Origin of the sequence: Natronomonas halophila (genome assembly GCF_013391085.1) — an archaeon.
Lineage (GTDB): Archaea > Halobacteriota > Halobacteria > Halobacteriales > Haloarculaceae > Natronomonas > Natronomonas halophila.
Map to the genome: position 1 here is coordinate 872,289 of NZ_CP058334.1, position 16,947 is coordinate 889,235.

The following is a 16,947-nucleotide window of genomic DNA, read 5'->3' on the forward strand; positions in this document are numbered from 1 at the left end:
CTTACTCCAGTAGCTCTTTGGCTTCGTCGTATTCGTAGGTGAACTCGGCGTCGAGTTTGTCGCCGCGGTAGTAGTCGACCAGCCGGCGAATCTTCGACTCCGTGTTCTGGAGCGCCCGCTTGTTCTGGGCGTCGCCGGGGTGTTCTTCCATGTGGTCGCGGAGGCGGACGGCCCGCTCCATGAGGTTCCGGAGGTCCTCCGGGAAGTCGGGGGTAACCTCGTTCTCCTCGAGGATTTCGGTGACCTTCTTGCCGGTCGCCAGCTTGACGTCCGGCACCGGGGTCCCCTGAACACCCTCGTCGCGCAGCTTGAGGCCGATCTGGCTGGGGTCGTACCCCTCTTCGGCCAGCTCGACGACGCGCTCTTCGATTGCGTCTTCGTCTACGTCACTCCACTCCGGCGGTTCGTCGGCCGCAGGTCGGTCCGAACCGGACGACCCACGGCGGCGGGAATGCATTCGTGCCATTGTTCTAAATTGGAACTGCACGGACCGCTGTAGTCGATTGGCGCGGTTGCGAAACTGGTCGGCGGATGGCCGCCAGCGTGGCGTTACGCCAGCACTACCGCAATCCCAAGCCAGCCAATCGGCCGGCGAGTCGGATTTGCGGTCGTGCGGTTCCCATGTGCGAGTCGTGGCTTCGCGCACAAAACGGTTTCTACTCGTCGGAACCCAAATCGCGAAAAAAGCGCCCTCAGCCGAGGACGTACCGGAGTCGCGGGAACCGCTCGATAAGCGGCATGCCGCCGACTTCGACCTGTTCGAGGTAGCGGTCGACGCCGAGGATGCGGCCCGCGGCGAAGGCCCCGATGGCGAGGAAGACGACCATGTAGACCAGCGTCGAGTCGAACAGCGCCAGCCAGTCGCCGGCCCAGCCGCCGAGGTAGAACGCCGTCATCTGCATGGCGCCACCGAGGGCCGCGAGTCGGACGAACGCGCCGACGATGAGCGCCGTACCGATGAGGAGTTGCGTCATCGGGATGATGACGTTGACCGCCTCCATAACCGCCGGGGTAGCGGCCATCGAAGCGTAGAGCCCGCTAACCGGGCTCGCGGCGTCGACCCCGTGGACGAGGTAGCCGCTCGCGTCGAACGGCCACTCACTGACCTTGCCGAGGCCCGCGAAGAGGATCATACCGCCCATTACCAGCCGCAGAGCGACGACGAACCACGCGCTGAGGGCGTGGGGGTCGCCGGTGAGGGTCAGCCCACCGTAGCGGCTTTCGAGCCGGTTTCGGGTTGTAGTTGACATCTGTTTCACCTTACAGTTGAATATGGGAGTGCAACGACCATATATACCGAACCGGCGTCCCACCCGGTGGGATTCAGCAGACATCGACCCGTGACGGAACGCCTAAACGCGGCCGCCGAGAACGACGGCCCGTGAGCGTCGCCGAGGAACGCATCGAGCGGTTACACGAGTTGGCACGCGAGGCCGCCCGCGAGGGTAACGACGACCTCGCGCGCCGCTACGTGCGCCGGGCCCAGCGGGTCGCCGAGCGGAACCGCCTGTCGCTGCCGAAGCGGTTCAAGCGGTTTACCTGCGATGGGTGTGACGCCTACCTGATTCCGGGGCGAAACGCACGGGTGCGAACGCAGGACGGCCACGTCGTCGTCACCTGTGATTGCGGCGAGCAGGCGCGATTCCCCTACTAGACGGCCGTGTCTGCTACTCTTTTAAGAGAGGAAACCGAACGGCGGTATATGTCGGACAACGACCTGCGACAGCGGGCCCACGACCTGGACGTGACCGTCTGGGTGGGCAAATCCGGTCTCGACCCGGTCGTCGATGAATTAGCAGATCAACTGGAAGACCGAGAGCTCGTCAAAGTGAAATTCCTCCGGGCCGCCCGCGGCGGCACGAACACCGAGGAGTTAGCCGAGGAACTGGCAAACCGCGTCAACGCTGAGGTGTTCGACACCCGTGGCCACACGGCGGTGATTCGTCGATGATGCCGCTGCAGGCAGCCCCCGAGGCCGCCACCAGTTTCGTCGGGCAGTTCCTCAACGACTACTTCGGGCTTGATCCGACCATCGCCGACCCCATCGGCTACGCCGTGCAGGGCATCATCGCCTTCGTCATCCTGTATATCATCGGGAGGGGCTTCATCATGCCCGTCGTCGACCGAGCGCTAGACCGGCGGGGACTCGACAGACACGCCAAGAAGCCGATTACCAAGGTCTCCTTCTTCATCGTCGTCTTCATCGCCATCGCCATCGCCTTCAGTGCGGCCGGGCGGGGCAACATCCTGACCTCGCTTGCGACCATCGCCGCCGCCGCGACGCTGGCGGTCGGGTTCGCGATGCAGGACGTCCTCAAGAACTTCGTCGCCGGCATTTTCATCTTCACCGAGAAGCCGTTCCGTATCGGCGACTGGATCGAGTTCGAGGACCAGTCGGGCGTCGTCGAGGATATCAGCCTCCGCGTGACGCGCCTGCGCACGTTCGACAACGAACTGCTGACCGTTCCCAACTCCAAACTGACCGAAAACGTCGTCAAAAACCCCGTCGACGCCGACAAACTCCGCCTGAAGTTCGTCTTCGGCATCGGCTACGACGACGACATCGAGAAGGCGACGGACATCATCCTCGAAGAGGCCCAAGAACACGACGGCATCATGGACGACCCCGAGCCGTCGGTTCGGCTGACCGAACTCGGCGACTCCTCGGTCGGCCTGCAGTCACGCATCTGGATTTCGAACCCCTCGCGGGCCGACTTCGTGAAGATCCGCGCCGAGTACGTCCGGAACGTCAAACAGCGGTTCGACGAGGAAGGCATCGACATCCCCTACCCGCACCGCACCCTCACCGGCGGCATCGAGTTCGCCGACGGCCCGGTTGCCGAATCCTAACGGCGGACTGCACCCTTTTCGCGTTTCTTCTTATTCACCGGTAACGAGCGGCGTGTCGCTCCGGTAGACGTACTGCATCGGCAGGCCCTCCTCGTCGGTCGGCGGGTCCGCCGGCAGCGACCGGAGGTCGCCAGCCCCCGGTCGCATCGTCAGACCGAGCGCGACCGCGTCGAGAACGGCCGGAATCGGAACCTCGCGTCCCTCGGTCGCCTCGGCGACCGACTGGACCGTCGGCGGGGCGTCGCGGTCGAACCCCGCAAGCACGCGCATCCGCTCGGCGTAGCCGGCGGCGACATCGGGAGAATGAGAGAGCGGGTCGCCGGCAAAGGCACGATAACAGAGTTCGGGCAGCGCCTCGACGAACATCGGCCGGGCCTCGTCGATGGTCGTCATGAACTCGTCCATGCCGGTGGTCACGCGGGCACGCTCGAAGGCGTCCCGCGAGAGACTGCGTCCCGTCTTGCGCTCGTGGACGCGGGCCGCGGCCCGGTAGCGCTGCTTGCGCGCGGCCTCGCGGACGGGCGCCGGCACGAGCGCCTGGCGTCGCTCGCCGAGCAGTTCGGCGGCCGCGGCCTCGTTCGGCCGCGGCGCCTCGGTGGATTCGAGGCCGATGGGAACGTCGACGGCCACGCGTTCGGCGGTCTCCTCGTAGCGCGTCCACAGTTCGCCGACGCCATCGAGGACGGCCGCGTGGTCGTAGCCGTCGTTCGTGTAGGCGACCGCGAGCCAGACGCCGCTTCGGGCGACCGCCCCGACGTAGTAGTCGCTCACAGGCGTGTGCTACAACTGCGGGAAGGTAGGTGTATCGCCGGCGTCGGACGCGCGTCGTGCGTGCGTCTGCCGGTTCGTCGGCCGGAATCGGGATTCATCTACGGCCGAAACAGCAGCGGCCGAACGACGAACCAGGCGACGATCGCCAGCACGAGGAGGCCGAAAAAGAGCCACATCGCGACTGGCAGCGTCGTCTCCATATCCAGTCGTACTTGATACAACTATTTAAAAGAGCTAGAAAACCCGAGTATTTGTCGCCCACACTCCGCCATCTTGGCGCGGCGAACGCCGCTGTCGGCGCCTTAGAACAGCGCCTCGCTCTCGTCGAGGACCTGCGCCGGGCCGCCGACGCCCCAGACGTGGGTGTCGATTCCGAGGTCCGCGATGGCTGCCTCGACGCGGTCGACGAATTGGTCGGTCGTGTTGACGTAGACCGACGCGCCCGTGTCCGTCGAGAAGTAGACTGGAACGTCCTCTTCCTCGCGGAGGGTCCGGACCGTCTCGAAGACCTTCAGGGATTCCGGTTGCCAGTAGACCCACCCGGAGGGGCCGGTCATCGTCGTCGCCGCCAGCGACAGCGAGTCGTGTTCGGCGGTCTCGAAGGTCGTCTCGAAGTCCCCCTCCCGCAAGGCGTGTCGGGCCGTCGCGATTTGCTCGTGGATGTGGGCCATCCGCGCCTGGAACATGTGGCTGTCGGCGGCCTCCTTGTGGGCCTCCTCGGTTTCCTTGTAGGCCGGCACCTCCGCGGCGACGACGCGTAGGTCGTCCTCGAGGTCCGTCTCGATGCGCTCCGAGCGGCAGTCGATGTCGTCCTTCCCGGTACGGAGATGGGAGAACGCGCCGGTGACGGCCCGCGCCGCCGAGGCGGACCCGCGGCGAGCAATCGTCGACATCTCCGGATGTGAGAGGTCGAGGTCGGCGGCGGCACACAGCGCGACAGCGGCGGCCGCAAAGCCGGATGCCGAGGAGCCAAAGCCGATGTTCGTCGGGAAGTCGTTGACCGACTCGAAGCGCACGCGCTCGTCGATGCCCGCGAGTTCGCGGACCCGGTCGACGACGCCACGGATGCGGTCGGCGCCGTGGCCCTCGAGCACCTCGCCGTCGACCACGTACCGGTCGGCATCCAGAGCCGAATCGAACTCGACGGTGGTCTTGGAGTGACTCGGCGCGGTACAGACGGAAATCGAGTCGTGGTAGGGAAGCCGCAACTCGTGGTCGAACATCCCGTGGTACTTGACGATGCCCTGAATCGGGTGGGCCTTGGCGGTCGCTTTCATACCCGCAGGTCCGGCGGAGGCGCCTTGGCAGTTTCGTTGTCCGCTCTCTCGTCGGCACGCCCGTGTATTTCGGAAAACCGCCAGACAGCAGTCGTATCCATTGACGAAAGACACTTAAGTCGGTGTCGTCTACGATAGGGTGGACTCAGGTCGGGCGGTTAGGCCCCGCTCGCTACCCGCGCTATGGTCTTTAGCGGGGACCGAATCCGGGGTTCGTCTGGCCCGACCAGTACGGGCCCCGCAAGCCAACGTCGAAGCCTCGTCCTACGAGGGCAGCGGTCCGGGTGCTGGCGTCTGCAAGGACGTTCAGGCCAGGTTAACCGTGGGTAATCCGTCAGGCACGGAAGTGAGCAGCGGGCCCACGGACAGCTGTCGCCCGTAGGGTCGCGGGGCTGAGGAGGCAAGCGGGACTCCCCGTATTGGAACGGCCAGGCAACCCCCGGCGTCCAACCATTCATCTCGAACTTTTTGCACGGCGAGCCTTCGGCTCGCCGGCAAAAACTTCGATGAAAAAGACACTGCGGCCCTCCCTACGGTCGGGCCTTGGTCCCGCGCCTCACTTCGTTCGGCGCGGCGGAACCGCGAGCACGCCTTCGGCGTGCTCGCGGATGCTTAACCACGTATTCTGCTGCGGTTAGCTACGAAGAGTCATTTAAATTAGCCGCAGCGCTCGCGCATACCAGCCGCCAGCGACGGGGACCAGCACCGACACCGCGGCGAGCGCCCAGCGGTGATATTCGAGGACGACACCGGTCGTCAACGGGCCGGCGAGTGGGTCATCGGTCGCCAACTGGAGCGGTACCTCGGCGGGCACGGTGACGGCCCACAGAAGCGAGATGAGGAAGACGACGAAACCGAGACCGACGCCCGCGCCTGCGGCCGTTTCGGGGTCGGTTCGGTCCTTGAGGCCCGCGGCAAAGATGATGATGCCAGCCAACGCCATCAGGCCGGCCGCCCACGGGGTCGGGGTGCCGGCGCCGTAGTAACTCGAAATCGCGGCGCTGTCGGCGACGATGAGATACGGGACGACGAGGAGAACGACCACGAGCAACGACGCGACGATGCCGAGTTGCGGTGCGGCGCGACGGCTATCCATATCGGGAATCCGTCGCCGGGCGCCTTAACGCCCGTGGATACGCTGCGACACCGCAAGGCACACCACCACGGCCGCCGATATACGGGTATGGGACTCGGAGGCGCGACCAAGAAACTCCAGAAAGTCGCCGACATGGGCGACGAACTGTACAGCAAGATCAACGAACTCCGCGAGCAAATCATCGAGATGCGCGAGACGGTTCAGGACACGAACCAGCGGGTCGACACCCTCGAGAACAAACTCGACCAGCAGGGCGCCATCCTCGAAGCCCTCGCAGAAAAGGAGGGTCTCAACGTCGACGAACTCCTCACCGAAGTCGCCATCGAGGAGGCCGAACCCGCGGTGACGAAAGCCGAGGACGGCGTCGACGACGCCGAATCAGGTACCGGCACCGGCAGCGGCGAGTAACTACTTCAGGCGGTTATACTCTACTTTCAGACACTTGTCTTCGACGTATTTCCGGCCGGATTCCTCGACGCGCTCGCCGGCCTCGGAGTCACGGATTCCGAGTTGCGTCCAGACGACCTCGACGTCGTCACGCTCCAGCACCTCGTCGACGATGTCGCTGACTTCCTCGCTCGGCCGGAAGATATCGACCATGTCGATTTCTTCCTCGACCTCCACGAGGGAGTCGTATGCCTCCTTGCCGAAGATTTCGTCGGCGTAGGGATTGATGGGAATGATTTCGTAGCCCCGCTCCAGCATGAACTTCGGAATCGCGTGGGCGTCCTTCTGGGGCGTCGTCGAACACCCGACGACGGCGATGGTATCGACATCGAGTGCGTCTCGGAGTTCGTCGTCGCTCTCGACAGGCATACCAGAGGGGAGGGTCGGCGCAGCAAAAACCTACACGACGACGGCAAGCCGTCCGACGACGAACGCGACTGCCGCAGCGAACATCGACGCCTTGAGCCACTTTTGCCCCGTCGTCGGGTCCTCGAAGGACCGGTAGGTCGCGACGGCCATCGCGACGACTGACGGCACCAGCGCGACGAGATACACCGGCCCGAAGATATCGAGCACGTACGGCGCTGGACTGGCGAGAATCGCCGCCGCGACGAAGGCCGCCGCCACGTACAGCGCTCGCCGTTCGCCGATGGCGATTGGCAGCGTGTTCAGTCCCTCCTCGCGGTCCCCCTCGACGTCCTCGACGTCCTTGACGATTTCACGCGCCATCGTCGCACCCGCGGCGAGCGCGAACAGCACGAGCACCGCGACCAGACTCCCGCCAACGGCGGCGCCGCCGTAGAGGAACGTACTCCCCGTCAGCGCCGCCACCAACGCGTTGCCGACGCCCGGCATACCCTTGAAAACCTCCGTGTAGGCGACCAAGCCGACGAGGTTGATAACCGCGATAGCGATTGCCAATGGTGGCAACAGCAGCGTCAGTGCGACTGCGCCGCCGAAAAGGGCGACACTGAATGCCAAGGCGCCACGTGGGGAGACCGCACCCCGAGGGATGGGACGGTCCGGCTGGTTGATGGCGTCGATTTCCCGGTCGAAGTAGTCGTTGATGGCGTTACCGCCGCCGGTCGCGAGTACCGTCGCCACCACGGCGAACGCCGTCGGCAGGGGCGCGTTCAAGCCGCCGGCTACGAACGCGCCGATAAAGGTCAACCCGCCCGCGGCGATAGAATTTCCGGGGCGCGTCAACTCCACTAACCCACGCACCTGCACCATATTTCGGGGTCCGACGCCGACCGCTTGAAGCCACCGGAACTTCGCCCGAATGAACAGGGTTAAGAGCACGACTCCAGTTAGGTACGGGTGCGGGCGCTTAGCTCAGCTTGGACAGAGCACTTGGCTTCGGACCAAGATGCCGCGGGTTCAAATCCTGCAGCGCCCATTCTTTTGCCACACGTTTCGACGCTAATCCCGAATGATGGAGAAACCGACTTGTATCTCCTTCGCCAAGAGGAGTCGAGATGAGTAGACGGGAAGGCGGGACCGATTCGCAGGACACCCGCGAGGTTATCATGGAAGCGACCTTCCGGGCGCTGAGCAAGCACGGGTACAAGGACCTGCGAGTCCGCGATATCGGCGAGGAGATGGACGTCTCCCGACAGCTGATTCACTACCACTTCGACGGGAAGTACGACCTGCTGTCGTCGTTTCTGGAGTACGTCATCGACCAGTACGAGGGCAGCGTCGAAGTCGACGAACAGACGGGCCCTCGTGCGGAACTCGATGCCCGAATCGACCGGTGTCTGTTCGGCCCGGAGTTCGACGAGTTCTCCCACTGGGACCGGATGAAGGTCTACCACGAACTCTACGCCTACGCCCGGAACGACGAGGACCATCGGGAACTCTTCGACGAGCATTACGACAGGCTCCGCGGAAGCATCGTCTCGGTCATCGAGGTCGGCATCGAGCAGGGTGAGTTCCGCGAGGTGAACGCCAAGCGGATGGGGCAACTCATCACCGACGTGATTCATGCGGCCAGAGAGCGACGCATCGCGCTGGGCCACGACGACGCCCCGGAAGAGGCCCGGCAGGCCATCGACGAGTTCATCCTCGATTCGCTGTATCCGCCCCAGTAGCGACTCACAGCGGAGACCCCTCTGAAAGGCGGAATATCACGTTGTACGACAGAGAACGAACGGCCGGTAGAATACCCAAATTGCGTGATGCCACTCGCTAGAGCTTACTGCGGGGCCGTCCGATTCAGAGTTCCAGGACGTCCGAGGGCATATCGAAGTCGTGGTAGTATTCGCCCTTCTCCTTCGAGAGGATGTCGAGGACGGCAGCGGAGCCGTCGCCGGCGGCGATGGCGGCCTGCCACTTCTCGGCGCGGCCCATCGCGCCGGTCGCGTAGACGTTTTCGACGGACGTCTCCATGTCGAGGTTCACGTCGACGACCTCCTCGTCGGTGAACGCACAGCCGAGTGCTTCGGCGAGGCTACGGTCGCCACCGGTCGCGAGAACGACGTACGTCGCGGTGTATTCCTCGTCGTCAGTCGTCACGACGAACCCGTCGTCGGTCTGCTCGACGTCGGTGACCTCCGCGTCGTGGAGCGTCGCGCCGCGGTCGCGGGCCTGCCCGCGCGCGATGGTGAGGAACTCGTCGCCGCTGATGCTCCGAATGCCCGGGTAGTTGAACAGGTGGGCCTTGTGCATCCACGACTCGTCGGTGTCGAAGAGGACGGTCTCGAGGTCGTTTTTCGCCGCGAACTGTGCTGCACTCAGGCCGGCGGGACCCCCGCCGACGACTGCTACGTCTACCATACAATCTGTTATTGCTCGCTCGGGGAAGTAGTTTACCATCTGGTAAAGAGCGAGTCACATGCGGTTTCCGACGAGGAGGAAGAAGAGGCCCGAACCCGCGGATAATGATTCGTCGTCGTTCCCGGCAACAGGGGCCTACGCGACGGTGTAGGCGTCGTCGCGCCGTTCGACGAAGGCGGCCGCTTCGAGGTCCGAGAGAATCGGCAACAGCGTCAGCAGACGGAGGTCCAGCGCCTCGCGCAGTTCGTCGGCGGTCGCCGCCCCGTATTCGCGGAGGTACAGGTACACCAGTTTCTTCCGTTCGGTCGGGAGTTCGTCGAGGGTCATATCCGGGCCAAGGAATCGACTATTCCTAAACCTTTCTACGACAGTTGTCGAACCTCGCGAGTGAGGCGCACTCACAGCGACAGCGCCATCACGACGGCGTGGTCCTCGTCGTCCGTGACGGTAAACCCGACGTCGTCGTACAGCTGCCGCGCGGGCTCGTTTTCATGTTCGACCAGCAGCCAGACGTTGTCGACGCCCTGGTCTTTACCGTAGGCAAGCAGCGCCTCGACGAGGTGCGTGCCGATGCCGGCGTGGTGGTAGTCCTGATGGATGAACACGGCGAGTTCGTGGTTGGTGTGTTCGTCTTCGACGAGGACCGCCTGTCCGATGGCTCGCTCGTCGTCCCACGCGAGGACGCAATAGCCGTCGAGAATCCGGCCCTGCCACGTTCGAATCCGGGACTCCCGTATCGGTGGAACCCCGAGGGACCGCTCCGCGGGGTCGAAAGCAAGATACATATCAACGAGTGCTTCCCGTTCGTCATCGACGGGATCGTTACCGAACGTACGGAGTGCAATCGCACGGCCCTCGTCGTCCTCGAAGTCGACCGGCGGCGCGTGCCGCGACCGCCCGAGAGTCAGTCGCGGAAAACGGCCCGTATACATGGAGACGAGGTTCGATGGGCGCGTCCGTAAACGCTCCCCCGCTCGGAAACGTCGCGGTCACCCCCGGTCGTCCATCGGCCGTCCACAGCGCTCGCACTCACAGAACGGCCCCGTGGCACACTCAACCGCGTGCCCGACGGTGTGGCAGACGAGGACGACGCCACCGGCGAAGACGGCTCCCGTCGTTCCGAGCGCGGCGAGAGCCACCGCGATGGAGACGCCAAGCACGGCCTGCAACACCACGAACACGACAACTCCGACGAGAACCGCAAGGGCACCGAGTACCCGACGCTGGGTAGTCACCGACCCGCCGTCGCCCAGTATCGGCGGGAAGCGGCCCTCATCGTCCGGTTCGCTGTGCGCCATGTCACGCCAACACACGCCCGCGTCGGACAAGTACGTTTCCCCGCAACCGGCAGGGGCGGGCGAGGGAACCAAGGGTTTAGGCCCATGAGCCCCGAAACGGCTGATATGCCCGACGTAGAAGTGTCGTTGCCGGACCGCATCGACAGCGAGATCGACCGACTCATCGAACAAGGCGAGTTCCTCAACCGCGAGCAGGCGGTCGAAGAACTGCTCTCGATGGGCGTCTCCGCGTACGCACCGACCGAGGAAGAGGACGATGAGGAGAAGCTCTTCACCCAGATGACCGACGACCAGCAGGACCCCGCCGCCCGACAGGACGACGAAGGCGACGAGTACACGCTCTAACCCCGCCGGCCCAGTTTATGTCCGTCGGCGTCGACTGTCGAAGCGGATTTTGAAATCGCGGACTCGCTCGAATCCAACAGTCACGGCTTCGACCCTCGGCACCCTTATTCTCCGTCCGCCTCCGTCTCGCGGGGCACGAACCGAACCACGATATCCCGGTCCGGCTGGAGATTGATGGCCGAATCGACGCCGACCTCCGGCGCCGCGTGTGGGTCCTCGACGTCGGGGCCGGCGAACTCGATGCGGTGGGTCGCGAGCATCGTCGCCAGCACCGTCGTTGCCTCCGTCGTGGCGATGGCCTCGCCGAGACAGGCGTGGCGGCCGCCCGAGAAGGGGAAGTAAGCGAACGGCGGCCGGCCGTTGTCGCCCTCGAACCGAGAGGGGTCGAACGTCTCGGGGTCGTCCCACCAGCGTTCGTCGCGGTGGACGACGTAGGGACTCGTCAGCACGTGGCTGCCGGCCTCGATATCGATGCCGTCGAATTCGACCGACTCGTCGACGGTGCGGCCGAAGACCGGCAGCGAGGGGTAGAGTCGGAGCGTCTCCTTCCAGACCCGCTTGGTGTAGGGGACCGACTCCAGAAACGCCGCTCCCTCGACGGGGTGGCAGGCGTCGGCGCGTTCGGGGCCCTCCTCGCCGATGGCCTCGGGACCGGACAGCAGCGTCGTCGCCCGGGCCTCCTCGTGGATGCGCTCCTGTGCTTCGGGGCGGGCCGCAAGCAGGTAACAGGCCCATGTCAGGCCGGCACTCATCGTTGCGTGGCCGGCGATGAGCAGGCCCATCACCTCCTGTCGGAGCGCTGCCGGCGGGATGCGCTCGCCGGTGACCGGGTCGCGGCGCCGGAGCCACTCGCCGAGGGCGTCGTCGAAGACCAGCGGCGTCCGCTCCCGGCGGGCGACGACGTCGCTGGCGGCCGCCTGAAGGGTTTCGACGGCCTCGGTCGTCCGGCGCTCGTGGCGGCCGGTCAGCCGGATGTGCGGATTGACACCGAGCGGCCGGTGGACCCACCCCGGCAGCGGCACCCGGTCCGGTAACTGCCGGGTCACGTAACTGGTGACGAGATGGAGTTGGCGGCGCTTGAACAGCGACCGTAGCGTGTGAACCGCCTGAATCACCTCGGCCTCGTGGGCGCGCATATCCCGGCCGAAAAGCGAGACGCCGAGCAACCGGAGCGTCAGTCGACGCATGGCGGGCAACAGCCGGACGCCGTCGCTTTCGGGCGTCCAGACGCGAGCGCCGTCGGGCACCGATGAGGGGTCGCCCGCGCTCACCTGCCCCGGCAGGCCGTCGGCGAACTCCCCGAGGGTGGCCAGCGTCGTCTCGGCCAGTTCCGGGACGTGTTCCTGGGCCGCCTCCTCGCCGAACTCGGTGCCGACCAGACGGAGTCGCTGCGTCCACGACCCCTCCTCGCTGTCCGAATGGAGGCTGACGATGCTGTTGCGGACGACGCGACTGAAATCCCGCGACCCGGGTACGTCGAGGGCTCGAAACGACGATGGGTGCGACTGGAGGACGTACTGGATGTCCTCGGGGTTCGACAGGAGGTAGACATCCGAATCCAGCGCCGGGTGGAGCGGCGGCACCGCGACGACGTCGCCGTAGCGCTCCCGAAGCCTCTCGGCGACGACCACCGGGTCGTCGTTGACGAGCATCGGCACGAACTCGACGAGTTCCGTCAGCGTCGGCCCCGGTTCGCCGCCGTCGCCGCCCGGATTCAGAATGCTCATAGTTGTGTGTTAGCAATACACACGTTTTAATTCGTTGGCCGGCCCCCGATTCGCGAGAAACCGTCGGAAAAGGAAACGTCGCTACCGCGTTACGGCCACGAACCGGCTTCCTCGTAGGCCGAGAGGACGCGCTTGAGGGCGACGACGTAGGCGGCGGTTCGGAAGTTCGGCAGGTCGTACTCCTCGTAGGCGTCGACGAGGCCGTCGAAGGCCTCGACGATGTGGCGTTCGAGTTCGTCGTTGACCTTCTCCTCGGTCCAGTAGAAGCGCTGGCGGTTCTGGACCCACTCGAAGTAGGAAACGGTAACGCCGCCCGCGTTGGCGAGGATGTCGGGGAAGACGTAGACGTCGCGGTCGGTCAACACGTCGTCGGCGTCCGGCGTCAGCGGCCCATTGGCCGCCTCGACGATGACGTCGGCCTCCACGTCCTCGGCGAGGTCCGCGTCGATGGCGTTTTCCAGCGCGGCGGGTACCAGCAGGTCGACGTCGAGGGTCAGCAGTTCCTCGTTGGTCAACTCCCTGGCGGAGTCGCTCTCGAAGTCGGTGACGGCGCCCGTCTCGTTTTTCTTTGCTTTGACCTCGTGGGCGTCGAGGCCGGCCGGGTCGTGGACCGCACCGGAGGAATCGGAGACCGCGACGATATTCGCGCCGAGTTCGTCCTGCAGGAGTTTCGCGGCGATGCTGCCGGCGTTGCCGTAGCCCTGCACCGCGACGGAGGCGCCGGTCATGTCCTTGCCGAGCAGGTCGAAGGCCTCCCGGGCGGTGAGCATCGTCGACCGACCCGTCGCCTCGACGCGGCCACGGGAGCCACCCGATTCGATTGCTTTCCCGGTGACGACGCCGGGTTCGGTCGTGTTCTCCAGCGTCTCGTAGGTGTCTTTGATCCAGTTCATCTCCCGCTGGCCGGTGTTGACGTCCGGGGCGGGGATGTCCCGGTCCTCGCCGATGAGGGGCCGCAGTTCCTCGGCGAAGGCGCGGGTGATACGTTCGAGTTCGGTCTCGGAGTACTGATGAGGGTCGATGACGATGCCACCCTTCCCGCCGCCGTAGGGGATATCGACGACCGCGCATTTATAAACCATCCAGCCGGAGAGCGCCTTTACCTCGTCGCGGGAGACGCCCGGATGATAGCGGATACCGCCCTTATAAGGGCCTCGGTCACCGTTGAACTGGGAGCGGTACGCACGGAACACGCCGATGTCCCCATCGTCTAGTTCGACCGAGAGGTTCGTCTCCAGTACACGTTCGGGGTTTTTCAGGCGTTCGAGCGTGTCCGCACCGATATCAAGATAGGCGGCGGCGTCGTCTATCTGTTCCTGCAGACTCTCGAAGGGATTGACATCCTCGGCCATACCTGCACGGTCGTTCAGTCAGCGCTTAAGCGTGGCGACTCAATATAAATAAATATTGATAACGTTCCTGAGATTTATGCCGAACCGGGCGGGGCCGGTCACTCCTCGGCGGCGCGATACCGTTCCATGATGCGTTCGGCGCGGGCGATAAGCGGGGCGTCGATCATCTCGCCGTCGACGCGAAACACCCCTCGCTCCTCGTCGTCGGCCTCCTCCCGGGCGTCGAGGACGCGCTCGGCCCATTCGACATCCCCCTCGTCGGGCGTAAACGCCTCGTTGATGACCGGCACCTGCCCGGGATGGATAGCCATCTTGCCGCCGTAGCCCAGTTGGGCCGCGAAGGCCGTCTCCTCGGCCAGTCGGTCGGTGTCCTCGATATCGGTAAAGACCGTATCGATAGCGTCGATATCGGCCGCGCCTGCTGCGAGGACGACGTGCTGGCGGGCATACGAGACCTCCTCGCCGGATTCCGTGCGAGTCGCCCCGATGTCCGCCGAGAGGTCCTCGGCACCGAACGCGACCGCATCGACCGCGGGCGTGGCTGCTATCTCCTGTGCGTTGAGCACGCCGGCGGCCGACTCACACAGCGCGAACACCGGCAGGTCGTAGCCGTGTTCGCGGACCAACTCGTCCATCTCGCGGACGCCCGCCGCCGACTCGGCTTTCGGTACCATCACCGCGTCGAGACGGGGGTCGCCGGCCAGCGCGGTTTCGAGGTCCGCATCGGCCGTCGCGGGGTCGGCGTTGACGCGGAGACACACCTCACAATCGGGGTCGAATCCCGGGTCCGTCAGGACGTCGTTGACCGCCTCGCGGGCCTGGGCCTTCCGGCCGGGGGCGACGGCGTCTTCGAGGTCGAAGACGACCGTATCCGCGCCCGCGTTCGGGGCCTTGTGCATCAACGCCGGCTGGTCGGCAGGCGAGAAAAGTACGCTTCTGCGGGCCATGTCCGGAGCAACGAACGGCCGCCTTGTAAAGAATCAGGCCGAAAAGAGGGGGGTTGCGGTTACAGCCGCCGGCTGGCGAGCAGCGCCACCGCCAACAGCGCGAGAGCCGTTAGGACGGCGAAGGCGATGCCACCCTCACCAGCGGAGCCGTCGGGTTCGGTGGTGGCGGTGTTCTCGCTGGCGTCGGAGGCCGCGGCTTCATCCGCGCTCGCGTCATACACCTCGTAGACCGAGTACGGACTCGTCATCGAATCGTTCGCGTTGGGCGCCTCGTCGCCCAGCCGTTCCTGGCCGGAGACGGCGATGTAGTGTCTGAGGTCCTCGGTCAGTTCCGCGTTGCCGGGGCCGAGCTGGACGAGCCACACCGCATCGACCGTGAAGCTCGTCCGGTTGTCGTCGACGTCGAACGTCACGCGCACCGTCGTGTTGCCGTCGTTCTGGTTGACGTTCTGGTCGACGAGCGTGGCGTTGTGCACCTCGCTGTCGTTGACCCGGACGTTCAGGCTATCGAGGTCGAAGTCGGCCGCCTCGAGACTCGTGACGTTGATGTAGATGTCAACCTCGTCCTGCCCGGGGTCGGTGTTACTGACCTCCAGGTCGTAGATTGGCTGCTCGGTGCTCTCGACCGTGATGTGGCCCGCGTCGGCGTCGGTGATTTCGGGGGTGTCGGGCGTTGGTGTCGGCGTCGGGGTGGGAGTCGGCGTCGCCGTGTCAGTATCGCTTCCACCGCCGCTGTCACCACCACCGCCGGAGTCGCTCTCGGTCGGCGTCGGGGTGGGTGTCGGCGTCGCCGTCGACGTAGACGACGTCTCCGTCGGCGTGGATGTGGACGTTTCCGTCGGCGTCGACGTGGACGTTTCCGTCGGCGTCGGCGTGGATGTCGCAGTCGGCGTCGGTGTGCTCTCGGAAATCGAAAGCGTTCCACTCGACGTATCGGATGCCGACTGCGGGTTCACGATGAACTCGATTTGGTAGTCGCCCGCGTCCGGGTTCTGGACGTCGGCGTACTCGGCGATGACGTGGTCGCCATCGGTGAGGTCGTAGGACCCACCAAGGTTGATTTCGAGCGTTTCACCGTTGTTCGACGAACTGACACCCTGTACGTCGTTGCTGACGTCGGTTTCGATGCTCCCGTCGTCGTCGGTGTCGATACCGATACGCTGGATGTCGTTCTCGCCGACGTTGCTGACGTCACCGTTCTGACCGGTGGCCTGATAATCGACGTTGAGCCCGTTCAACGACGAGCCGCCGGCGTCCGACCCGACGGACGCCACGACGGTGTGGGTCGAGGTGTCGCCAGGGGTGTCCGGTTCGGCCGTAATAGAGGCACTCGATGCGCTACCGACGAACGCGAACGTGCTCGCCACGACAAGCACGGCGAGCAGTACGCTGAGTGTTGTTTTCCGGTTCATGAATGGAAATCACAGGGTTGGCTCCCTGAAATGTTCAACCGCACGTTATGATTGAAAAGAGACAACAGTATACGGATTAGGCCAAACAAATTAGGTATATCTTCGCTGCCCCGGCACCTCCGATATCGTTTTGCGTCTGCCCGCCGTCGGCCGGTCCATGCCCGGACTGTACTACGAGGAGTTCGAGGTCGGCGAGACCATCGAACACGACAAGCGACGCACGATAAGCGAGGCCGACAATCAGCAGTTCTGCGACATGACGATGAACCAGCAACCGCTCCATCTGGACGCGGATTTCGCCGCCGACACCCAGTTCGGCGACCGGCTCGTCAACGGCCTCTACACGATGAGTCTCGCCGTCGGCCTCTCGATTCCCGATACGACGGACGGCACCATCGTCGCCAACCTCTCCTACGACAACGTCGAGCACCCCAACCCCGTCTTCCACGGCGATACCGTCTACGCACGGACCACCGTCACCGACAAGCACGAGACCTCCGACGGCGAGCGCGGCATCGTCGAGATGCACGTCGAGGCCTATAAAGCCGAATCCGACGGCGAGGATACCCTCGTCTGTGAGTTCGACCGGACCGCGCTGTCGCTGAAGAAGCCGGAGTAATCGCGGAATCGCCGCGGGTATTTATAAT

The 16,947-nt window shown here is 64.8% G+C and carries 22 protein-coding genes, 1 tRNA gene and 1 other RNA gene; 9 read left to right on the plus strand and 15 right to left on the minus strand.

Annotated elements, in window-relative coordinates:
- Position 1 precedes the first annotated feature (1 nt).
- Both HWV23_RS04825 and HWV23_RS04830 read right to left on the minus strand, forming a co-directional pair.
- On the minus strand, positions 2 to 466 hold the full coding sequence (locus tag HWV23_RS04825) for a 30S ribosomal protein S15 (protein ID WP_178289294.1): 465 nt from the start codon (positions 464 to 466) through the stop codon (positions 2 to 4).
- 226 nt (positions 467 to 692) lie between these two features.
- Entirely contained in the window at positions 693 to 1,250 is a 558-nt protein-coding gene (locus HWV23_RS04830) for a DoxX family membrane protein (protein ID WP_178289295.1), read from the minus strand.
- Between the two features lie 131 nt (positions 1,251 to 1,381).
- Here HWV23_RS04830 and HWV23_RS04835 point away from each other — a divergent pair, with 131 nt between their 5' ends.
- Genes HWV23_RS04835 through HWV23_RS04845 form a run of 3 tightly spaced genes read left to right on the plus strand, consistent with a single transcriptional unit; the run spans position 1,382 to position 2,850 of the window.
- Positions 1,382 to 1,654, plus strand: a complete 273-nt coding sequence (locus HWV23_RS04835) for a ribonuclease P protein component 4 (protein WP_178289296.1) — start codon at positions 1,382 to 1,384, stop codon at positions 1,652 to 1,654.
- Between the two features lie 48 nt (positions 1,655 to 1,702).
- A complete protein-coding gene (locus HWV23_RS04840; protein WP_178289297.1) occupies positions 1,703 to 1,951 on the plus strand; it encodes a YhbY family RNA-binding protein in 249 nt (82 codons plus the stop codon).
- Complete coding sequence (locus HWV23_RS04845) at positions 1,948 to 2,850, plus strand: mechanosensitive ion channel family protein (protein ID WP_178289298.1); 903 nt, start codon at positions 1,948 to 1,950, stop codon at positions 2,848 to 2,850. Before HWV23_RS04840 ends, HWV23_RS04845 begins: the two co-directional genes overlap by 4 nt.
- 30 nt (positions 2,851 to 2,880) lie before the next feature.
- On the opposite strand, the gene HWV23_RS04850 is transcribed toward HWV23_RS04845, so the two are convergent.
- Both HWV23_RS04850 and mvaD read right to left on the minus strand, forming a co-directional pair.
- Positions 2,881 to 3,621: a DUF429 domain-containing protein gene (locus HWV23_RS04850; protein WP_178289299.1), complete on the minus strand. Its 741-nt coding sequence runs from the start codon at positions 3,619 to 3,621 to the stop codon at positions 2,881 to 2,883.
- A gap of 302 nt (positions 3,622 to 3,923) precedes the next feature.
- Positions 3,924 to 4,898, minus strand: coding sequence for a phosphomevalonate decarboxylase MvaD (mvaD, locus tag HWV23_RS04855; RefSeq protein ID WP_178289300.1), 975 nt, complete (start codon positions 4,896 to 4,898; stop codon positions 3,924 to 3,926).
- A 137-nt stretch (positions 4,899 to 5,035) separates the two neighbouring features.
- Between mvaD and ffs the strand changes: the two genes are divergently transcribed.
- Positions 5,036 to 5,350: signal recognition particle sRNA (gene ffs / locus HWV23_RS04860), an RNA gene on the plus strand.
- 200 nt (positions 5,351 to 5,550) lie between these two features.
- On the opposite strand, the gene HWV23_RS04865 is transcribed toward ffs, so the two are convergent.
- On the minus strand, positions 5,551 to 5,994 hold the full coding sequence (locus HWV23_RS04865; protein ID WP_178289301.1) for a DUF7548 family protein: 444 nt from the start codon (positions 5,992 to 5,994) through the stop codon (positions 5,551 to 5,553).
- An 87-nt stretch (positions 5,995 to 6,081) separates the two neighbouring features.
- Between HWV23_RS04865 and HWV23_RS04870 the strand changes: the two genes are divergently transcribed.
- Positions 6,082 to 6,402: a DUF5798 family protein gene (locus tag HWV23_RS04870; RefSeq protein ID WP_178289302.1), complete on the plus strand. Its 321-nt coding sequence runs from the start codon at positions 6,082 to 6,084 to the stop codon at positions 6,400 to 6,402.
- Here HWV23_RS04870 and HWV23_RS04875 read toward each other — a convergent pair whose 3' ends face one another.
- Entirely contained in the window at positions 6,403 to 6,810 is a 408-nt protein-coding gene (locus HWV23_RS04875; RefSeq protein WP_178289303.1) for a CoA-binding protein, read from the minus strand.
- A gap of 30 nt (positions 6,811 to 6,840) precedes the next feature.
- Positions 6,841 to 7,674, minus strand: a complete 834-nt coding sequence (locus HWV23_RS04880; RefSeq protein WP_178289304.1) for a geranylgeranylglycerol-phosphate geranylgeranyltransferase — start codon at positions 7,672 to 7,674, stop codon at positions 6,841 to 6,843.
- Positions 7,675 to 7,765: 91 nt separating this feature from the next.
- Between HWV23_RS04880 and HWV23_RS04885 the strand changes: the two genes are divergently transcribed.
- Together HWV23_RS04885 and HWV23_RS04890 are read left to right on the plus strand one after the other, a co-directional pair.
- Positions 7,766 to 7,840 (plus strand) — tRNA-Arg (locus HWV23_RS04885).
- 79 nt (positions 7,841 to 7,919) lie between these two features.
- Entirely contained in the window at positions 7,920 to 8,534 is a 615-nt protein-coding gene (locus HWV23_RS04890; protein WP_178289305.1) for a TetR/AcrR family transcriptional regulator, read from the plus strand.
- A 124-nt stretch (positions 8,535 to 8,658) separates the two neighbouring features.
- Here the strand turns inward: HWV23_RS04890 and HWV23_RS04895 are convergent, their stop codons facing one another.
- The 4 genes from HWV23_RS04895 to HWV23_RS04910 form a co-directional block, all read right to left on the minus strand.
- Positions 8,659 to 9,219: an NAD(P)/FAD-dependent oxidoreductase gene (locus HWV23_RS04895; RefSeq protein WP_178289306.1), complete on the minus strand. Its 561-nt coding sequence runs from the start codon at positions 9,217 to 9,219 to the stop codon at positions 8,659 to 8,661.
- Between the two features lie 135 nt (positions 9,220 to 9,354).
- Positions 9,355 to 9,546, minus strand: a complete 192-nt coding sequence (locus tag HWV23_RS04900; RefSeq protein WP_178289307.1) for a MarR family transcriptional regulator — start codon at positions 9,544 to 9,546, stop codon at positions 9,355 to 9,357.
- A gap of 71 nt (positions 9,547 to 9,617) precedes the next feature.
- A complete protein-coding gene (locus HWV23_RS04905; protein ID WP_178289308.1) occupies positions 9,618 to 10,151 on the minus strand; it encodes a GNAT family N-acetyltransferase in 534 nt (177 codons plus the stop codon).
- Between the two features lie 57 nt (positions 10,152 to 10,208).
- A complete protein-coding gene (locus HWV23_RS04910; RefSeq protein ID WP_178289309.1) occupies positions 10,209 to 10,517 on the minus strand; it encodes a hypothetical protein in 309 nt (102 codons plus the stop codon).
- A 105-nt stretch (positions 10,518 to 10,622) separates the two neighbouring features.
- Between HWV23_RS04910 and HWV23_RS04915 the strand changes: the two genes are divergently transcribed.
- The gene (locus HWV23_RS04915) at positions 10,623 to 10,862 is read left to right on the plus strand and encodes a DUF7120 family protein (protein ID WP_178289310.1); all 240 of its coding nucleotides are present in this window, start codon (positions 10,623 to 10,625) and stop codon (positions 10,860 to 10,862) included.
- Between the two features lie 104 nt (positions 10,863 to 10,966).
- Here HWV23_RS04915 and HWV23_RS04920 read toward each other — a convergent pair whose 3' ends face one another.
- From HWV23_RS04920 to HWV23_RS04935, 4 genes are all read right to left on the minus strand, one after another.
- The gene (locus HWV23_RS04920; RefSeq protein WP_178289311.1) at positions 10,967 to 12,589 is read right to left on the minus strand and encodes a cytochrome P450; all 1,623 of its coding nucleotides are present in this window, start codon (positions 12,587 to 12,589) and stop codon (positions 10,967 to 10,969) included.
- Positions 12,590 to 12,678: 89 nt separating this feature from the next.
- Complete coding sequence (locus HWV23_RS04925) at positions 12,679 to 13,941, minus strand: Glu/Leu/Phe/Val family dehydrogenase (RefSeq protein WP_178289312.1); 1,263 nt, start codon at positions 13,939 to 13,941, stop codon at positions 12,679 to 12,681.
- A 98-nt stretch (positions 13,942 to 14,039) separates the two neighbouring features.
- Positions 14,040 to 14,888, minus strand: a complete 849-nt coding sequence (locus HWV23_RS04930) for an HpcH/HpaI aldolase/citrate lyase family protein (protein ID WP_178289313.1) — start codon at positions 14,886 to 14,888, stop codon at positions 14,040 to 14,042.
- 59 nt (positions 14,889 to 14,947) lie between these two features.
- Positions 14,948 to 16,300, minus strand: coding sequence for a hypothetical protein (locus HWV23_RS04935; RefSeq protein WP_178289314.1), 1,353 nt, complete (start codon positions 16,298 to 16,300; stop codon positions 14,948 to 14,950).
- A gap of 157 nt (positions 16,301 to 16,457) precedes the next feature.
- Here HWV23_RS04935 and HWV23_RS04940 point away from each other — a divergent pair, with 157 nt between their 5' ends.
- Positions 16,458 to 16,919, plus strand: coding sequence for a MaoC family dehydratase (locus tag HWV23_RS04940; protein ID WP_178289315.1), 462 nt, complete (start codon positions 16,458 to 16,460; stop codon positions 16,917 to 16,919).
- Positions 16,920 to 16,947: the final 28 nt, after the last annotated feature.